The organism is Candidatus Seongchinamella marina, from assembly GCF_026262685.1.
Lineage (GTDB): Bacteria > Pseudomonadota > Gammaproteobacteria > Pseudomonadales > Halieaceae > Halioglobus > Halioglobus marinus.
On record NZ_SHNP01000002.1, the window covers coordinates 706,757 to 724,685 of the forward strand.

At 54.1% G+C, this 17,929-nt stretch carries 15 protein-coding genes; 4 read left to right on the plus strand and 11 right to left on the minus strand.

What is annotated here, in order from left to right; all coding sequences use genetic code 11:
- Positions 1 to 15 precede the first annotated feature (15 nt).
- The 3 genes from leuB to leuC all read right to left on the minus strand — a co-directional run bounded on the left by leuB (position 16) and on the right by leuC (position 3,243).
- Positions 16 to 1,098 carry a 3-isopropylmalate dehydrogenase gene (gene leuB, locus EYC87_RS08030; protein ID WP_007227953.1) on the minus strand — a complete coding sequence of 361 codons (1,083 nt, stop codon included), beginning with the start codon at positions 1,096 to 1,098 and terminating at the stop codon, positions 16 to 18.
- 67 nt (positions 1,099 to 1,165) lie between these two features.
- The gene (gene leuD / locus EYC87_RS08035) at positions 1,166 to 1,813 is read right to left on the minus strand and encodes a 3-isopropylmalate dehydratase small subunit (RefSeq protein ID WP_279252415.1); all 648 of its coding nucleotides are present in this window, start codon (positions 1,811 to 1,813) and stop codon (positions 1,166 to 1,168) included.
- A complete protein-coding gene (leuC, locus tag EYC87_RS08040) occupies positions 1,810 to 3,243 on the minus strand; it encodes a 3-isopropylmalate dehydratase large subunit (RefSeq protein ID WP_279252416.1) in 1,434 nt (477 codons plus the stop codon). The genes leuD and leuC overlap by 4 nt, the downstream gene beginning before the upstream one ends.
- 108 nt (positions 3,244 to 3,351) lie before the next feature.
- Here leuC and EYC87_RS08045 point away from each other — a divergent pair, with 108 nt between their 5' ends.
- On the plus strand, positions 3,352 to 4,245 hold the full coding sequence (locus tag EYC87_RS08045) for a LysR family transcriptional regulator (RefSeq protein WP_279252417.1): 894 nt from the start codon (positions 3,352 to 3,354) through the stop codon (positions 4,243 to 4,245).
- On the opposite strand, the gene EYC87_RS08050 is transcribed toward EYC87_RS08045, so the two are convergent.
- Complete coding sequence (locus tag EYC87_RS08050) at positions 4,242 to 4,721, minus strand: PaaI family thioesterase (protein WP_279252418.1); 480 nt, start codon at positions 4,719 to 4,721, stop codon at positions 4,242 to 4,244. The two genes, EYC87_RS08045 and EYC87_RS08050, sit on opposite strands and share 4 nt — an antisense overlap.
- Before the next feature lie 23 nt (positions 4,722 to 4,744).
- The gene (locus tag EYC87_RS08055; protein ID WP_279252419.1) at positions 4,745 to 5,200 is read right to left on the minus strand and encodes a flavodoxin family protein; all 456 of its coding nucleotides are present in this window, start codon (positions 5,198 to 5,200) and stop codon (positions 4,745 to 4,747) included.
- Between the two features lie 127 nt (positions 5,201 to 5,327).
- Between EYC87_RS08055 and EYC87_RS08060 the strand changes: the two genes are divergently transcribed.
- Positions 5,328 to 6,353: an NADP-dependent oxidoreductase gene (locus EYC87_RS08060; RefSeq protein WP_279252420.1), complete on the plus strand. Its 1,026-nt coding sequence runs from the start codon at positions 5,328 to 5,330 to the stop codon at positions 6,351 to 6,353.
- A 334-nt stretch (positions 6,354 to 6,687) separates the two neighbouring features.
- On the opposite strand, the gene rlmKL is transcribed toward EYC87_RS08060, so the two are convergent.
- The 5 genes from rlmKL to EYC87_RS08085 form a co-directional block, all read right to left on the minus strand.
- A complete protein-coding gene (gene rlmKL, locus EYC87_RS08065) occupies positions 6,688 to 8,871 on the minus strand; it encodes a bifunctional 23S rRNA (guanine(2069)-N(7))-methyltransferase RlmK/23S rRNA (guanine(2445)-N(2))-methyltransferase RlmL (protein WP_279252421.1) in 2,184 nt (727 codons plus the stop codon).
- A 5-nt stretch (positions 8,872 to 8,876) separates the two neighbouring features.
- Complete coding sequence (locus EYC87_RS08070) at positions 8,877 to 9,641, minus strand: helix-turn-helix domain-containing protein (RefSeq protein WP_279252422.1); 765 nt, start codon at positions 9,639 to 9,641, stop codon at positions 8,877 to 8,879.
- 14 nt (positions 9,642 to 9,655) lie between these two features.
- Positions 9,656 to 10,732: a hypothetical protein gene (locus tag EYC87_RS08075; protein ID WP_279252423.1), complete on the minus strand. Its 1,077-nt coding sequence runs from the start codon at positions 10,730 to 10,732 to the stop codon at positions 9,656 to 9,658.
- Positions 10,729 to 11,376, minus strand: coding sequence for a hypothetical protein (locus EYC87_RS08080; protein WP_279252424.1), 648 nt, complete (start codon positions 11,374 to 11,376; stop codon positions 10,729 to 10,731). Before EYC87_RS08080 ends, EYC87_RS08075 begins: the two co-directional genes overlap by 4 nt.
- 111 nt (positions 11,377 to 11,487) lie before the next feature.
- Positions 11,488 to 12,495: a TIGR03617 family F420-dependent LLM class oxidoreductase gene (locus EYC87_RS08085; protein ID WP_279252425.1), complete on the minus strand. Its 1,008-nt coding sequence runs from the start codon at positions 12,493 to 12,495 to the stop codon at positions 11,488 to 11,490.
- A gap of 68 nt (positions 12,496 to 12,563) precedes the next feature.
- Here EYC87_RS08085 and EYC87_RS08090 point away from each other — a divergent pair, with 68 nt between their 5' ends.
- Both EYC87_RS08090 and ppdK read left to right on the plus strand, forming a co-directional pair.
- Positions 12,564 to 13,451 carry an LLM class flavin-dependent oxidoreductase gene (locus EYC87_RS08090; RefSeq protein ID WP_040542620.1) on the plus strand — a complete coding sequence of 296 codons (888 nt, stop codon included), beginning with the start codon at positions 12,564 to 12,566 and terminating at the stop codon, positions 13,449 to 13,451.
- Between the two features lie 106 nt (positions 13,452 to 13,557).
- Positions 13,558 to 16,164: a pyruvate, phosphate dikinase gene (gene ppdK, locus EYC87_RS08095; RefSeq protein WP_279252426.1), complete on the plus strand. Its 2,607-nt coding sequence runs from the start codon at positions 13,558 to 13,560 to the stop codon at positions 16,162 to 16,164.
- A gap of 47 nt (positions 16,165 to 16,211) precedes the next feature.
- Here ppdK and EYC87_RS08100 read toward each other — a convergent pair whose 3' ends face one another.
- Positions 16,212 to 17,744 (minus strand): acyl-CoA synthetase, encoded by a 1,533-nt coding sequence (locus EYC87_RS08100; RefSeq protein WP_279252427.1) that lies wholly within the window; start codon positions 17,742 to 17,744, stop codon positions 16,212 to 16,214.
- Between the last annotated feature and the right edge of the window lie 185 nt (positions 17,745 to 17,929).

Here is a 17,929-nt window from a genome sequence, read left to right on the forward strand (position 1 = left end):
TTAATCACGTTGAGCTCAGGCTGCTAGCACGGCTGCCAAAACTGCCTCGCCCATTTGTGTGGTGTTAACCAAGGTAGTGCCATCGCTAAAGATGTCTGGCGTGCGTAGCCCCTGATCTAAAACCGCGCTCACCGAATCCTCAATGGTTTGGGCAGCCTCGGCACTGCCCAGGGTGTAGCGCAACATCATGGCAACCGACAGAATCGTTGCCAGGGGGTTAGCCTTGCCTTGCCCGGCAATATCAGGCGCACTGCCGTGACAGGGCTCATACATACCGCGGCCCTCCTGGTCCAGAGAAGCAGAGGGGAGCATCCCAATCGACCCGGTCAGCATGGCAGCTGCGTCGGAGAGAATGTCGCCGAACATATTTCCCGTCACCATCACATCGAACTGCTTGGGCTGCATCACTAGCTGCATTGCCGCGTTGTCCACATAGATATGGCTCAATTCTATATCGGGATAGTCTTTACCCACCTCTTCCATGACTTCACGCCATAAAACGGTCGCTTCCAACACGTTAGACTTATCAACGCTGCAAACGCGCTTGTCGCGCTTGCGAGCCAAATCAAAGGCGAGGTGTGCAATACGACGCACTTCCGATTCACTGTACTTGTAAGTGTTAAAACCCTCGCGCTCGCCGTTTTCCAAGGTACGGATACCCCGTGGCTCACCGAAATAAATTCCTCCCGTCAGCTCGCGAACAATCAAGATATCGAGCCCGGAGACAATCTCCGGCTTCAAACTGGATGCCGCTGCCAGTTGCGGGTATAAAATGGCTGGGCGTAAGTTGCCGAACAGTTGCAGCTCAGAGCGTATTGCCAACAAGCCTCGCTCCGGTCGCAAGTGTCGCTCAACCTTGTCCCATTTAGGGCCGCCGACGGCACCCAATAAAATAGCATCGACGGCTCGGGCCCTGGCCAAGGTTTCATCAGGCAGCGGAACCCCACACTCGTCCAGTGCAGCACCGCCCAGCAGGCCATACTCAAGCTCAATATCCAGCTCAAACTTCTCACTGACCGCCTGCAACACTTTCACTGCCTCGGTCATAATTTCCGGCCCAATATAATCACCGGGAAGTACCAATACTTTTTTACTCACTATCTTTTAACCTTGTTGCTCGCACTCCCGCACAGGCGGGAATACAACTTATGAATTAAATCAGGCGTCACTTGATCACATCGAACAACCAGGGCGATTGCTCTCTCCAGCCCTGCTCGTAGCTGCGAATCGCCTCTGCGCTTTGCAGGGTCAGACCAATGTCGTCGAGTCCTTCGAGCAGGCAGTGGCGCCTGAACTCATCGACTTCAAAGGAAAGCTCTTCCCCCGAGGGCGTTATCACTCGTTGGCGCTGCAGATCAACGGTGAGCTCATAGCCATCGCTGGCGTACATTTCGTCAAACAGGAGAGCCACCACTGATTCCTCAAGAGCAATGGGCAGCACGCCGTTTTTAAAGCAGTTGTTATAAAAAATATCGGCAAAACTGGAAGCGATTACACAACGAAAACCATAATCTTCCAGCGCCCATGGGGCGTGTTCTCTACTGGATCCACAGCCAAAGTTTTCCCTGGCGAGCAAAATCGAGGCGCCTTTATAACGCGGGAAGTTCAGGGGAAACTCCTCGTTTATCGGGCGATCGGCGCAATCCTGTCCCGGCTGGCCCTCGTCCAGATAGCGTATTTCGTCGAACAAATTAGGACCAAACCCGGAGCGCTTGATCGACTTCAAAAATTGCTTGGGAATAATCAGATCAGTGTCCACATTGGCACGATCCATGGGCGCTACTAATCCGCTTACTACTGTAAATGCTCTCATTGCCCTGCCTCCTGCCAATCACGTACGTCAACAAAATGGCCAGCCACTGCTGCTGCAGCGGCCATCGCAGGACTCACCAGGTGAGTGCGACCACCAAAGCCCTGACGTCCTTCAAAATTTCGATTTGAAGTGGAAGCGCAATGTTCCCCCGCACCCAACTTATCGGCATTCATCGCCAGGCACATGGAACAACCAGGCTCGCGCCACTCCATACCGGCATCAATAAAAATCTTATCCAGACCTTCTTCCTCAGCCTGTTTTTTAACTTCCCCGGAGCCTGGCACTACCAACGCCTGTTTCACACTGTCGGCAACTGTCTTACCCTTGACCACCTTAGCTGCAGAGCGCAAATCTTCGATCCGTGAGTTGGTGCAGGATCCGATAAAAACGCGATCCGGACGGATGTCGCCGATTGAAGAGCCAGCTTCCAGGCCCATGTATTGCAGCGCGCGAGTGACCGCTGTTTTTCGAGTGGCGTCGTCAATGTTCGCAGGATCTGGCAGTACGCCATCCACCGGCAAGACCATTTCTGGAGACGTCCCCCAGGTCACCTGCGGTTTGATGTCTTCACCTCGCAGTTCCACCACAGCGTCAAACACCGCGTCTTCATCAGAGTGCAAATCACGCCATGCCTCGACTGCCATCTCCCACAGCTCACCCTTGGGCGCGTAGGTTCGTCCTTCGACGTAATCCAGGGTCGTGTTGTCCACCGCCACCATTCCCATGCGAGCACCCGCTTCAATCGACATATTGCAAACAGTCATGCGACCCTCCATAGACATGTCACGCAGCACCTGACCACCAAATTCAATGGCATAGCCGGTGCCGCCGGCAGTGCCTATCTGGCCAATCACCGCCAGCGCAACGTCTTTGGCGGTCACGCCGTTCTGCAAGCTGCCATCGATACGCACCAGCAGGTTTTTCATTTTCTGCTGGATCAGGGTCTGAGTGGCAAGCACATGTTCTACCTCGGAGGTGCCGATACCGTGGGCCAGTGCACCCAGCGCGCCATGAGTAGACGTGTGAGAGTCACCACAAACCACGGTCATTCCCGGCAGGGTCGCCCCCTGCTCGGGCCCAACGACATGCACGATACCCTGGCGAACATCATTGATGTCATATTTCACCAGGTCAAAATCATCGCAATTATCATCCAGAGTCTGGACTTGCAAACGAGATATCGGGTCGGCAATAGCTGCGACGCCACCAGCACGCTCGGCCCGTTCAGTGGGCACGTTGTGGTCAGGAACCGCCAGATTAGCGTCGCGACGCCAGGGCTGACGACCAGCCAGACGCAAGCCGTCAAAAGCCTGTGGTGATGTCACCTCGTGAATCAACTGACGATCTATGTAGATCAGCGCGCTGCCATCATCGCGCTGCTCAACCAGGTGGTTTTGCCATAATTTGTCGTACAGGGTCTTGCCGGCCATAAGGCACCTCATCGTGCGGTGTTACTTCAATGGCTGAATTATGGGCTTGCATAATAAATTACTCAAATTTATTATTTTTATCTATTGAATTCCACGTAGGAATACTGAATGGACACCCAAAACCTCAAAGCCTTCATCCTGGTGGCCGAGACCGGCTCTTTTTCTCAGGCCGCTGAAAAGCTACACCTGACTCAACCCGCAGTCAGCAAGCGGGTCGCGCTATTGGAAGAGCAGTTGGGCACTGAACTGTTTGACCGTATTGGCCGGATTATCAGCCTCACCGAAGCGGGGAAGGCATTGCTGCCTCAGGCGAAGTCTGTCGAACGTGCGCTGGATGCCGCTGAACAATCCGTCCGCGACCTTGCCGGTGATGTTGCGGGTCAACTGCGCCTGGCAACAAGCCACCATATCGGGTTGCATCGACTACCTCCGGTACTTTCCAGCTTCAGCCAGACCTTTCCCGAGGTACACATCGACATCGATTTCATGGATTCAGAGCAAGCCTATGAGTTAATCAGCCAGGGCAAGGTTGAACTCGCCGTAGTGACGCTGGCGCCCAAACAGCAAACCAATGTCATCTCCCTGCCGGTCTGGCAAGATCCACTGGACTTCATGATCGCCAAAGACCATGAATTACTGCGCTCGGGTAACACACCAGACCTGCAGGCTATGAGTCGACACCCCGCTATATTGCCCGGGCTTAACACTTACACCGGACAAATCATTAAACGCTTGTTTGACAGCCATGGCTTGCAGCTGGAAGTCTCACTGGCTACCAATTACCTGGAAACGATTCGGATGATGGCTTCAGTTGGGCTAGGTTGGACTATATTGCCACGCAGCATGAGCGACGAGTCTCTGGCAACAATCGACGTTGCAAGCGTTACCATAGAACGCACCCTGGGGCTGGTATACCACCGAGGTCGCAGCCTCTCGCGTGCCGCGAAAGCCTTCATTGAATCCACCCAGGCGCTGGGTGACAGCGCGGATGTTGGAAGCTAGCCTTGCAAGTCTTTCAATACCCCTGCGTTGATCACACCGTCCTGGGACATTCCTGGATGATCCGGAAAATAAAACGTCGCATTGAAACGCGCTACCACTCCTTTGCTATTGACGATCACCCCGCGAGAAAAGCCGAACAAGCGCTTCAGGCTCACCCCCTCCAGTTGGGCTTCAATCCACTGACCCTGCTTGGCCGCAGAGATAAAATCCATGCTTAGATTCACCGTTGGTGCGCCGGCAACAATCCCACGTGCCATATTGGCCCAGGAAGCAGCCGCGATATCAGCCAATGTCATCAGCGCTCCGCCATGACAAATGCCCATAGAGTTGGCGTGCTGCTTATCAACCAGCAAACCAAAATTCAGTTCTTCTCCTTGTAAACGCCGATAACAGGGACTGAGATTATCGGTAAACCCCAGTCCGTCAGGCAGCGGTTTATAACCCTCTGGTACCGAGTCAATCTGTGTGTCTTGCATGTTAATCCCTAATCACGCTGTTACTAAAATATGCCCATGGCCAGACCGGCTGCCAGACCCTGCCCCGCCTCGTGTGACAGTTGTAGGTGCTTCTGCTCAGGCACGCCTCGAAATATTTGAGCCTCTGCCACAGGCTTCAAAGGTATGCCTCGCAGTATACGTTCGGCCTGCTTGACGGCTCCTCGCCCATCATTACCTGCACTCACAAGTAAGATATAGGGCAGGACCACCGCACGGTCTATGGCCGGGTAGAACACCCGGTCTAAAAAGTCTTTACACGCGCCGCTCAGGCTGCCGCTGTTTTCGGCAGCAACCAGCAGCAATCCGTCCGCAGTGGCCAGATCTTCAATGCCTGCATCACACGCTCGACGCACCACAACCTCGACTGATGCTTCCAGACTCGCACCTTTTCGAGCAGCGCGCGCCAGCGCAGCACAAGAGCCACTCTGGGTATGGTATACGATCAATAACGAGCTCATTAACAGGCTTTCCCGGGATGTCTGCGCTGCGATTGGAACACAGCTAGACGTCGATTGTCATGGGGCACTGCCACGCGATGTTTTTTCATGCTGTAATGCCGGTCACTAATGTAAGGAATCAGCAGACATGTCGGACAGCAACAAACAGTGGTTACTAAAGACCCGGCCCACCGGGATGGTCACCGTAGACAATTTTGAAATGGTAGCAACGCCATTGCCCTCTCCTGACTTCGCCAGTGGCCAGGTACTCATTAAAAACCTGATGCTGGGGTTTGACCCCGCCATGCGCGGTTGGATTGAAGATGTTCGTAGCTATTTGCCGCCTGTAGCAATTGGCGAGCCGATGCGTGCCAGCGGCGTCGGACAGATTATTGCTTCAGAGAACGAGGACTTGCCTGTTGGCACTCTCGTTCAGGGGCTACTTGACTGGCAGGAGTATTCCATTGGTGACCCGGCTGGCCCGGTGCCTCCGCGGCCGCTTCCTGAAGGGACACCTCCCAGCATGGCGCTCAGCGTTTTCGGCACCACCACGCTCACCGCCTATTTCGGTCTACTTGATATCGGCCAACCCCAACAAGGTGACACCGTATTGGTCTCTGGCGCGGCCGGTGCTACAGGGTCCGTGGTCGCGCAGATTGCCAAGCTAAAAGGCTGCCGTGTGATAGGCATTGCCGGTGGCAAAGAGAAGTGCCAGTGGCTGCTGGAAACCTGCGGGCTGGACGAGGTTATCGATTATAAAAGTGAAGACATTGATACCAGGCTTGGTGAGCTATGCCCTGACGATATCGACGTATTTTTCGACAACGTGGGCGGCGATACGCTGGAAGTGGCCCTGGATCATATGGCGGACTTTAGCCGCATCGTCCTTTGCGGCGCTATCAGCCAATACAACAACGAAACACCCGCTCCAGGCCCTAAGAACCTGATGATCCTGGTTGCGCGCCGAATCCGCATGCAGGGATTTATCGTGCTGGATTACCTGGATCGCGCCGATGAGGCTTTTACTGAACTGGCTGCCTGGGTAATGGATGGAAAAATAGCCTGGCGCGAGGACACTCAGGAAGGGTTCGAGAATATCCCCGCAACACTAGCCAGACTGTTTGATGGCCGCAACCAGGGCAAGCAACTGCTGAAACTGGCAGAAGCTGATTAGTTATCCACAGAGCTACCTGTGGATAACTATGGGGACAAAGCTAGAGTGACGGGCAGCAGATAACTGATTTCGTTGATCGCACCATTTTGGTGCATTAAGTTATTCAGGTCTTTTTAAACAAAAAATCAATGACTTACGTGTTTTTTATAGCGTTTCGTTAATACCCTAGCGATATCAACCTATAAAAATAGGGTTATGCTTTCATTTGTGGATATTGTTTCCACCTAAAACGTGTGCAAACGCTAACGCTTCAGGCCACGCACGCTCGTCAGTTTCATAATGATAAAGTCGCTGTGTCCGCCACTTTCACTCCTTTTAGCGAAAGCTATTCCTCTCAGCCGTGGGCGATTTCCCAGCAACAATGCACTTTACGATTACGCTGAAAGTCCTGATCCAAGGTAGCGTTGGTAATATCCTTGCAACTGAACACCTGTTGCAGACTTTCATCCAACTTGAAGCCCCGGCGGTTATTTGAGAAGTAGAGCACGCCGCCTGGCCGCAAATGCGACATCGCCGCGCGCACCAGTTCAGTATGATCTCGCTGCACATCAAAACTTTCATCCATGTTTTTCGAGTTTGAGAATGAGGGTGGGTCTAACAGAATAAGATCATAGCTACCCTCGTCTTTTTCCAACCACTGCAGGCAGTTGGCTCGCACTATTTCATGGTGGCTTTCCCCCAGACCGTTGTGAGCCAGATTTTTACGCAACCAGCCGAGATAAGTGTTGGACATATCGACACTCGTTGTCGAGCGTGCGCCACCAATCGCGGCGTGCACCGTTGCGCTTCCTGTGTAACAAAACAGGTTGAGAAAATCCTTATCTTTTGCTTGTTCAGCAATACGTAAACGCAACGGCCGATGGTCCAAAAAAAGGCCAGTATCGAGATAATCCCAGAGATTAACCAACAGCTTGGCGTGTCCTTCCAGCACACTGATGTACTCGTCTCGGCTGGCCTGCTTTTCATACTGCGCTGCACCGCGCTGACGTCTGCGCTGTTTGTAAGCAATAGCACCTGCAGCAACACCCAAGGCTTCCGGCAGAGCCGCCTTAACCTCGCCCATTCGCCGATCAGCGGCGTCCGGATCGATTCCTTTGGGTGCCTGATATTCTGCAACGTGCACCGCGCCGCCATAAATATCGACAGCTACAGCGTACTCAGGCATATCAGCGTCATAAAGACGATAGCAATGTACTTCTTCGCGTTTACGCCACGATGCCAGGCGCTTGCGATTCTTACGGATCCGATTGGCAAACATCTTTGCCCCTTCGCTCAGCTCACCCGGATTGGGAGCCCCGCTCTGACCTGCCGCGGGCTGTGTTTGCAATTGCTTAAGCTTGTTACCTTCGAGGTTGAACAGCAGCAGGTGAGTTTCCAGCCCTCCGTTGTAAAAGCCATAGCGTTTATGACTGCGCAGACCCGTCGCCCGCCCCAGATCCAGGTCGGAGGTAAAAACCGCCGCTTCCCATTCGGGGAACTCTCGCACCATGATCTCACCCAGCTCACGGTATAAAAACTTGAGGCTCTCCTTTTCTCCCAGCCTCTCACCATAGGGTGGATTGCAAGCCAGCAAGCCCATCGGCATGGGCGTGTGCGTTGGTTTTTTTAACTCAGCCAGTGGTTTGCAACTCACTCGCACGTGTTTTTGTAACCCAGCCCTGGCAATATTTTCCTCGGCTCGCCTGATAACCCTGGGGTCGGCATCGTAGCCGCGCATCTGCGGTAGCTGGCATTCCTTGCCGCGCTCCGCTCGGCCCCGTGCATCCGCCAGCAGGGCCTTCCACTGGGTGACATTGTGATCCTTTAGCCGTTCAAACCCGAATTGCCTGCGAGCCAATCCTGGCGCAATATCTGCGGCCATCATCGCCCCTTCCAATAGCAGCGTGGCCGAACCACACATAGGGTCAATCAGGGCGCCGCCTCTGGCGGCCATACCCGGCCAGTCCGCTCGCAGTAAAATCGCCGCAGCCAGATTTTCTTTGAGTGGCGCTGCACCGGCTTTTTGCCGATAACCTCGCTGGTGTAATGAACCGCCAGAAAAGTCTACGGAGACAATTGCCCTGCCCTTGCTCAAGCGGATATTCAAACGGATATCCGGATTCTTGCGCTCCACGCTGGGACGCTTGCCGAACTGGTCCACGAACCAATCGACTATGGCATCCTTACTGCGCTGCGCACCGTATTGAGTATTTCGAATACTGTCGCTCTGCCCAGAAAAATCGATAGAAAAAGTCTGCGAAGCATCAAACAAAGAGGACCAAGCAATCAACTTGAGATTGTTGTAGAGCTCATCCCCATCCTTTGCCTCAATGGTATCAACCGGACGCAGTATTCGATTAGCGAGGCGAGACCAAAGACAAGCGCGGTAACCGATTGCTGGAGGGCCCTGAAAGTAAACACCTGCGACAGTTTCTCGTATCGACAGCGCGCCAAGGCTTTCTAACTCTGCCACCAGCAAGTTTTCCAGACCTCGCGGGCATGCCGCAAACCACTGGCTTGCTGCCTCTTGTTCTACCATTGGATTCAAACCTTCTTGCGTTTGGCAGCCGGCGCTCGCTTGCGCTTGGGTGCAGCCTTCTTTTTGACGGGTGTCTTTGCAGTTGCTTGCTTGCGGGAATTGGATTTGTTGTTGGCAGACGCTTTGGCCGTCGTGTTGCCGGCAGAGCGTCGACGAGGTGTCGCGCTGGCTGCGGCTTTTTCCTTTTCCATCACGTTCAGCACAAGATTGCTGGAACTCTCCATATATTCAATAAAGCGATCGTACTCATCGTCACTGAACTGGCGCAGCGCATCGTGCTGGCGATAAAGATTAACGAAGCGCCGCTCCCGTTCGTAATGCTTGGGAATAGTGAGCACCCCCAACTGCTCCAGCGTTTTTTCTAACGCTGGGTTGTAAGTTCGCATAAATTTGATGAGAAACGGAATTGGGTCATGCCTGGCCAGCAGTGAGGTGGCACGTAACATCACCTCCAGTGGCATTATCGTCTGACCGCTTTCAATGTTCTCCAGCACTGTATTGTCGGAGAGCCCAAGGCTTTCAGAGACTTCCTTAATCGACATGCCAGCGGTTTCTCTGGCGTCGCGTAAAAAGTGCCCCGCCTCGACCATTGCCTCAAGGCGCTCTGGCTCCAATTGATTCAGCACTGTCGAACGAAGCCAGCTCTCTCCGAACATTGCGGTCATCGTGGCGGTGTTGCGGGCGAGTTCAAAAGTGCCACCAGCGACCTGGCCACTCAGGCGGCGCAGGGAGTTCAGAAGGGAAGCGTTGTCGTGATCGTCTTTAGCCATGCCCCTAGCATAGCCTATTCGTGGGGGTCAGAAAAATTTTTAGTGGCCGAAGAATTCACTGGAAAGCCGGTTTCAATGGCAAATATTTCCCGCAGAATTCCCCGCCATTCAGTGTACTGACTGTCCAGTGTCCCCGTCAGACGAAACACCCTTCCGCTGGTTTCAACGATGGTTGGCTCCAATTCGTTGTTAAACCCAAGAGCCAACTCGTCCAGGTCCTGCTCCTGAATACGAAAGTTTCTGTAGGCGTTATAACTTTGCTGCATAGCGGAAAAACTGCCACGGGGGCCTTGTTTGTCACGGTTAGCTGCTCGCATTTCATAGTCTTCACTGTAGAGGCTCTGTTCCCGGTCGTACTGCAGCCATAGCCTGTAAGTGGAGGCCATATCATCATGCAACTCGCCATACTGCTCATCGACATTATCGATAAACAAATATTCCTGGTTGCGGATGCGCTTTACCCTTTCGATCATTGAGTCTCCCTGAGCCGGCAATCGCTGGAGCTGATAGCGTCCCGTTGCATCGGTGGCCAGATAATCCGCAAATGCCTCTGGCGACAGGCTATAGGCATAGCGCATCAGGGCAACCTGTCTTATTTCGCCCAGGCTGCGAGCATCCAGGCCTCGTCGAAAGGACAAAAGATCGGCCGCGACCTGCTGATACATATTGCGATAAGGCTCTTCGATGCCGCTGGCAGTTATCGCTGTGTCACTGAATTCCAGTGCGTACTGGCTGCTCAACCAAAGCCGACCTGTCGCATCCCGCGCAGTGAATTGGATACGTTGCCGAATACCGCTTGACTCAAGCATACGAGCTTCCACGGTCAATTCAGATAGCGGCCCGGCTTCGGGCACCACGCGAACCACACCCCACTCGCCACTATCGACCAATTCGCGGCGCAGGGTGACCGGCAGATACTGTGCCTCAGCCTCACGAATTCGAGGAAAGATTTCCAACGCACTGTGAGTGGACTCGTCCTCGGGGATACCGGGGTCGAAAACAACAATCCCAACATCGAGATAGCCCGATTCATCAGCCTGCGTATTTCCAACCAGCGCGAGCACCAGCAGTAATAACGACAGCGCCCTCATCGAGGCGCCCTCTCTGTGGTACAGACCTTGCCTTTACTCAAGGTTTGTTTGCACCTTATCCCACCGCTGTTTGGATCATAGCGGCGATACACTCGATCGACGTTAAAAGGCCAGGAGACCTGGTCTGATCTGAGTGTTGTCGCTATATGCAGCCGGTCACCGCCCGGATCAAGCGTCATGCGATGGTAAACGGAGAGTCCATCCGGCAAGTAAAGTTGAAAGACCAGCTGGTGATCGTCCCAGCCGCAGAGTTCTCTCCCAAGTGGTGAATCACGCCTGTCGAGCTGGCCCGGGTGAAACTCGCAGTCCAAGGCAAAGCTCCCCTCTCGCTTGACCGTAACATCTGTCATGCTCTGGATGATGTTCAATAACTGGGGCTCTGTCACAACCTCTGCCATGCGCGCCAATGCATAAAGACTGGCGCCGCTATTGGCGTTTACTGACAGGGAACCACCCCCTTGCTTCATGCCCCTGTTCTGGCGTTCTACTTGCCGCTGCAACTCTCTCAGTAGTGCATCAAATGAATCCCGGATATTCTCGCTCTGGCTAAAATCAACCTCCCAGGCACCCGAAAAGTCCACAGCGGCTGCCGTTCGCTCGCGCGGAAGCGGCGCCTCGGTGGAACTGCACGCGATCTGCACCATTACTGGCAGCAGACAGCAAGCAAGTCGGAGTGTTTGGGTGATAAACATAGAAGGACCTAGTGTACCGCAAGCAATGGAATCCCTGCGATACCCTTTAGCCGGTTTTAATGGTCAATTTTTCAGCTCAGCTATAATTTTTCGCCACATGTCATCGGGGGCTGCGTAGGGCGCATAAATAGCCAGTCGGTCAGCGTACTGCCCGTATTTATCTTTCAGCTTTGCAGCAATTTCCCCGGGAGCGCCGCGAGTCGTGAAGTGCTCAAGAAAGTCATCATCAATGTAGCTGCCCAGGGCATCCCACTTTCCTTGTTTGGACAATGCATTCAATTCGGGTTGCAGATCCTCGTAGCCCACCGCTTCCATGGGTGGACGATAAGCCGGCGTAGACGCATAAAAGCCAAGTAGCCCTTTCACACTCTCTGTCGCGGCACTAATTGCCTCTTCCGTCTCGCCGGTAATGACGATTGCGTTGATCTGGAGGATAAAATCAGTGCGTTGTCGGCCAGACTTTTCCAGACCCCGGAGCACCGCAGGCATGGCATTGTTCTGAAGGAAGCGCATGCTGTTAAAAGGGTGCACAATGAGTCCGTCGGCCACCTCACCGGCTACTTCAGTCATACGCGGCCCCAGGGCGCCCAACAGCACCGGGGGTATACCATGCGGATTAGGGCCGGGGTCAAACATGGGTGTCATCAGGGTGTGTTTGTAGAATCGCCCGTCAAAATCCATTGGTGAACCATGTTGCCAGCAGTCGAAAATAGCCTTAAGCGCCTGAATATATTCCCGCATGCGACTGGCGGGAGGATCAAAGGCGATACCGAACCGCTTCTCGATATGCGCCTTTATCTGTGAACCAAGGCCCAGGTAAAAATGACCATTGGAGAACTTTTGCAAATCCCACGCCTGGTATGCCAAATGCATCGGATTGCGTGGAAATGCCACCGCAATGCCCGTCGCAAGGTCAAGTCCCGGAGCATGCTCGGCTGCCATCACTAATGGATAGAATGGATCCCAGCTGCCCTCCAGGGTGTAAATACCATCGTAACCAATCGTTTTCAGCCTGCGGCTTTCAGCTGCAGCATCTCCCAATTGGGCGTAAAAAGGTCCGTCGATTTTCATTTGTTGTCCCCATCATGACCAAGCTCGGCTACCATAAAGAATACGCATGAATTAAGGAACCGGTACCAATGAAAATAGGAATATGCATTCCGTACATGAAAGCAGGCTTAAGCCGCGAGGATTACCTGGCCTGGTTTAGTGCAATCGATCAAGGCCCCTTTCACTCCCTTTCCTGCGGCGAGCGCGTCCATGGACCGACCTACGACATGCGGGTACTGCTCTCTGCTGCCGCCATCGCCACACAGAGAGTCGAGATAACCCCCACCCTTTATGTGCTGCCAATGCACAGTGCCGCCAGGGTGGCCAAGGAGATTGCCACTCTGGATGTGCTGTCAGGCGGCCGAGTCAAAAATGTTGCCGTGGGCTACGGCGGCAGGGAGAAAGACTATGAAGCGGTCAATGCCAGCTTTGTCGGCCGCTATGGTCGGATGGATCGACAGGTTGAGCTGATGCAAAAAATCTGGAATGGCGAGGAAATCGTTGAAGGCGGTGGTTTTATCGGACCCGAGCCGATCTGGAAGAGCGCTCCACGTTTATTGGCTGGCGCCATGGGCCCCAAAAGTATTGAGCGCTGCGCACCATGGGCGGATGGCCTCTATGCCTGGTCCGGCAATGGCGAAGCCAATGAACTGGAGCGCACATTTAGTATGGCCGATCAGGCCTGGGAGCGCGCCAACCGGGAACAAGCACCCTACAGACTGGGCGGGTTTTGGTACACGCTAGCTGAAGACGGGCAACGCAAGCTCTATGACTATGTTTACGAATACCTGTCAATTGCCGGGCCGGAGATTGCAAAGATGATGGCCGAGTCAGTGCATCGCAACTCAGCCGACGCTGTGCTGCAGGCACTGGATAATGCGGAAGCCGCGGGCTGTGAAGAAGTATTTATGGTGCCTGCCACCGCCGAACCCGTGGAGATAGAGGGTCTGGTAGAGCTGTTGGCGAGCAGGACCTGACGGTTTGCCATTAAAGCGGTGTCTGTCTACTGAATAGTTGACGTATACTTCGCTCCCAAAGCGAGTTTCGACTTGCCCAATCAAACCATTATCATGAGACATCAGCATGGCCAAGCGAGTCTACCTCTTTAATGAGGGCAACAAGGACGACCGTGAACTCCTGGGTGGCAAAGGCGCCAACCTGTGTGAAATGACTGCCATGGGACTGCCCGTTCCCTTTGGCTTCGTCATCACCACCGCCACCTGCCGTGAGTACTTCCAGACCGGTAATAAAATGCCGTCGCTGCTGGAACAGGAATACAGAGTCGCCCTGGACATGGTGGAAAAGAAAATGGGTGCACGCTTCGGCGACCCCGAAAACCCACTGCTGTTCTCGGTGCGTTCCGGAGCGCCTGTCTCCATGCCCGGCATGATGAATACTATTCTCAACCTGGGGCTCAACGATGATATCGCCGCAGGCCTTGCGGCAAAAACCAATAACCCCCGGTTTGCCTACGATTGCTACCGTCGCTTTATTTCCATGTTTGCCGATGTGGTCATGGGTGTCCCCGGCGAGAAATTTGAATCAGAGATTGAGAAGTACAAGGCTGAGCGGGGAAAAACGCTCGACGTGGAAATGACCGCTGCAGACTGGCAAGCAATTATTGCCGTATACAAGACCATCGTCGACTTCCCGGAAGACCCTTTTGAACAGCTAAAAATGGCGGTAGAGGCCGTATTCCAGTCCTGGCACACGCCCAGGGCACTCATTTATCGCGAGATGAATAACATTTCGGATACCCTCGGCACGGCGGTGAGCGTGCAAGCCATGGTGTTCGGCAACTTTGGGGACGATTCCGGCTCTGGTGTCGCGTTTACTCGCAACCCCTCCACTGGCGAAAAGATGTTCTTCGGCGAGTTCCTGTTCAATGCCGCCGGCGAAGACGTGGTAGCTGGCACCCGCACCCCCTTGTCAGTAGAAGCCCTGCAGGAGCAACAACCAGAGGTCTATGACGAGCTCTACAAAACCCAGGCGTTGCTGGAGTCACACTATCGTGACATGCAGGACCTGGAGTTTACTGTGCAGGAGGGGCGTTTCTACATGCTCCAGACCCGCAGTGGTAAGCGCACGGGTCGCGCGGCAGTAAAAATTGCGGTCAACATGGTGGATGAGGGTTTGATCGAGGAGGCCGAGGCATTAATGCGGGTCTCTCCTGAACACGTAGAAGCCTTCCTGCACCCCACCGTGGACCCCAAAGCAAAGCGAGACATTGTCGCCATCGGCCTGCCCGCCAGCCCCGGCGGCGCTACTGGCGAAATTGTGTTCTCCGCCGAAGAGGCCGAGGAAGTCAGCGCCAAAGGTCGTTCAGTGATTTTGGTCAGACGCGAAACGACCCCGGAAGATATTCACGGAATGAAAGTGGCGGCTGGCATTCTGACCGAGTTGGGCGGAATGACTTCTCACGCGGCGGTGGTGGCTCGCGGCATGGGTGTGTGCGCCATTACCGGCTGCGGCACCCTGAGCATCAATCACGCCGAAGGTACCGTGCAGACCAAGGAAGGGGTGCAACTTAAGCGCGGCGACATCATTACGCTCGATGGTACCTCCGGAGAGGTTATGCTGGGCGATATACCAAAAACAGAAGCCAGTTCTTCAGACGACTTCCAGACCCTGCTGGGCTGGGCCGATGAGCACCGTCGCCTGAAGATTCGCGCTAATGCGGAAACACCTGAAGACGCTGCCAAGGCGCGCGAACTGGGCGCTGAAGGCATTGGCTTGTGTCGCACAGAGCATATGTTCTTCGAGGCAAAGCGTATCGAGAAAATGCGCGCTATGATCCTCTCTGAGTCCGTCGAAGAGCGTCAACAGTATCTCGACGAATTACTGGAGTTCCAGCGCGCCGACATGTTGGAACTGTTCAGGGCGATGGACGGATTGCCGGTAACGATTCGCCTGTTAGACCCACCTCTGCATGAATTCCTGCCCCATAACGACGGGGACATGGAGGCCCTCGCCAAGGTCGTCAACAAACCCGTGGAGAAGATCCGCGAAATCACAGAGGGCCTCTCAGAGGTTAACCCAATGCTGGGCTTTCGCGGGTGCCGCCTGTCAATCGTATATCCAGAAATTACTGAAATGCAGGTCAAGGCAATTATGAGCGCAGCAGCAGATGCTGTGGAACAAGGGATTAAAGCCCTGCCCGAAATTATGATTCCGCTGGTGGTGAACGTGCGGGAAATTCGCATGATCAATGAAATTGTCGACCGCGGTGTGCAGCAGGTATTGCGGGAGAGACTGGTCTCGGTTCCCTACAAAGTGGGCACCATGATGGAAACACCCAGAGCAGCGCTGGGCGCAGATCGACTGGCACCGGAAGTTGAGTTTATGAGCTTCGGCACCAATGATCTGACCCAAATGACCTATGGCTTCTCGCGCGATGATGTCGGCAAGTTCATCCCTCGCTACATCGAAAAGAAGTTGGTAGATGCCGACCCCTTCGTGACTCTGGATCAACGTGCCGTCGGCAGGCTAATGGAAATAGCGGTTAAGGAAAGCCGCAGGGCCAAAAAAGGTATCAAGTATGGTATCTGTGGCGAGCATGGAGGCGACCCTCGCTCCATCCGCTTCTGTCATAATCTAGGGCTGGACTATGTTTCATGCAGTCCGTTCAGGGTGCCGATCGCGCGCATTGCTGCCGCCCAGGCCAACGTGGAAAGCACACTGGAGGACTAAGATTAGTCAGCTGGCGCTCGACACTCGAGCGCCCGCCAGTGCATCCACTAGTCTGCCATCTGTTCCTTAAGCACAAACTTGAGTACCTTGCCAGCAGGGTTTCGCGGCAGCGCATCAACCAGTTCTAGCCGCAGTGGCAATTTGTAACGAGCCAGGTGCGCGCCAGCAAATTCACGCAATTCCTCAATCGTCAGTGTGCAACCTTCGTTGAGCGCAACAATTGCAGTGACCGCTTCTCCCCATTTTTCATCGGGCATGCCAATAACCGCCACTTCAGCGATGGCCTCGTGCTTATAAAGCGCGCCCTCAACCTCGGCAGGGTAGACGTTTTCCCCGCCTGAAATCACCATGTCCTTGAGTCGATCGCAGATAAACAGAAAACCGTCTTCATCAACATAGCCGATGTCCCCGGAGTGGAACCAACCTTCACTGTCGATTGCAGCAGCGGTCGCGTCAGGTCGATTCCAGTAGCCTTTCATGATATTCGGGCCGCGCAAACAAATTTCACCGCGCTCACCACAGGCCACTGGCTGGTTTTCGGTATTCACTATGCGGGTGTCGCTAAAAATAGGCGGCTGTCCAGCTGAACCAAGCTTGCTCACCGCCCATTCTGGCGTCAAAAAGGCAGAAAACGGCGCTGTTTCTGTTAGCCCATAACCCTGGCAGAAAGACACACCGCGCGCGCCCCACAACTCAATCAGAGATTCAGGCACCGGGGCTGCACCGCAAATGATAGTTTTAATAGAACTCAAGTCAGTGTCGGCAAACTGCGGCTGCTGCGACATAAACAGGAACATAGCGGGGGCACCAAACATGTGGGTGACTCGGTACCGTTCAAAGTTTTCAAGCACCAGCGCTGGATCGAAATTGCGCAACAGCACCAGGGTGGAGCCCACGTGGAACGAATGCAGGGTCATCACATTGAGACCGCCGATATGAAACAGCGGCGCTGCGGTCAAAATCACGTCTTCCCTGCCGCCTCCAAACGCCATAGTGGCATTGATGTTATTCCAAAGAAGATTACCGTGGGTCAGCATCGCACCCTTGGGTAAACCGGTGGTGCCTGAGGTATACATAATCACGGCCAAATCGTGCATATCAACAGACACAGCGCCCGCAATAGGCGATGCCGCAGCCCTCTCGGTGGCCAAATAGCGCCAGCCTTCAGCCTCGCTCTCTGAGCTGAAGAATTGATGACAACAAAGTTTGTCTCGGGCCGGCCCAATTACCGGTTGCAGCTCGTCGTCAACGAATAAACTATGAACACCCGCATCGTTGATGATGAAAGTCAGTTCTTCGGCGGTTAAACGGAAATTCAGCGGTACAAAAACAGCGCCCAGGGCCTGGGCGGCGAATATCGTTTCCAGCAAAGCAGGATGATTGAAACCCAAATAACCCACGCGGTCACCGACACACACTCCCGCCTCGCGCAGAAGTGTCGCCTGGCGTTTCACCCGATCGGCAAACTCGCCATAGAGCAGTGTTTCTCCCTCAAAAATAAGCGCAGTGCGCTCGGGGTTTAATTCGGCACGGCGCAGCATAATGCCAGCAAAATTGGGCTCAATCTCAGGTCGGTTCACTTGCTTTATCCTCTTTGAATCATGTCTTGGGCGATGAAGTGAACCACGGATCAATCCGTTCCTCAACTGACACCGAAAATTTAAGCGCCAGACTCATAGCTGGCGTGTATAGAGGGTATTTCCAGCCGCGGGTTAAGATCGATGGCAAAACCTGCTACCTTTGCGCCTTAAATTTTCTATCCAGG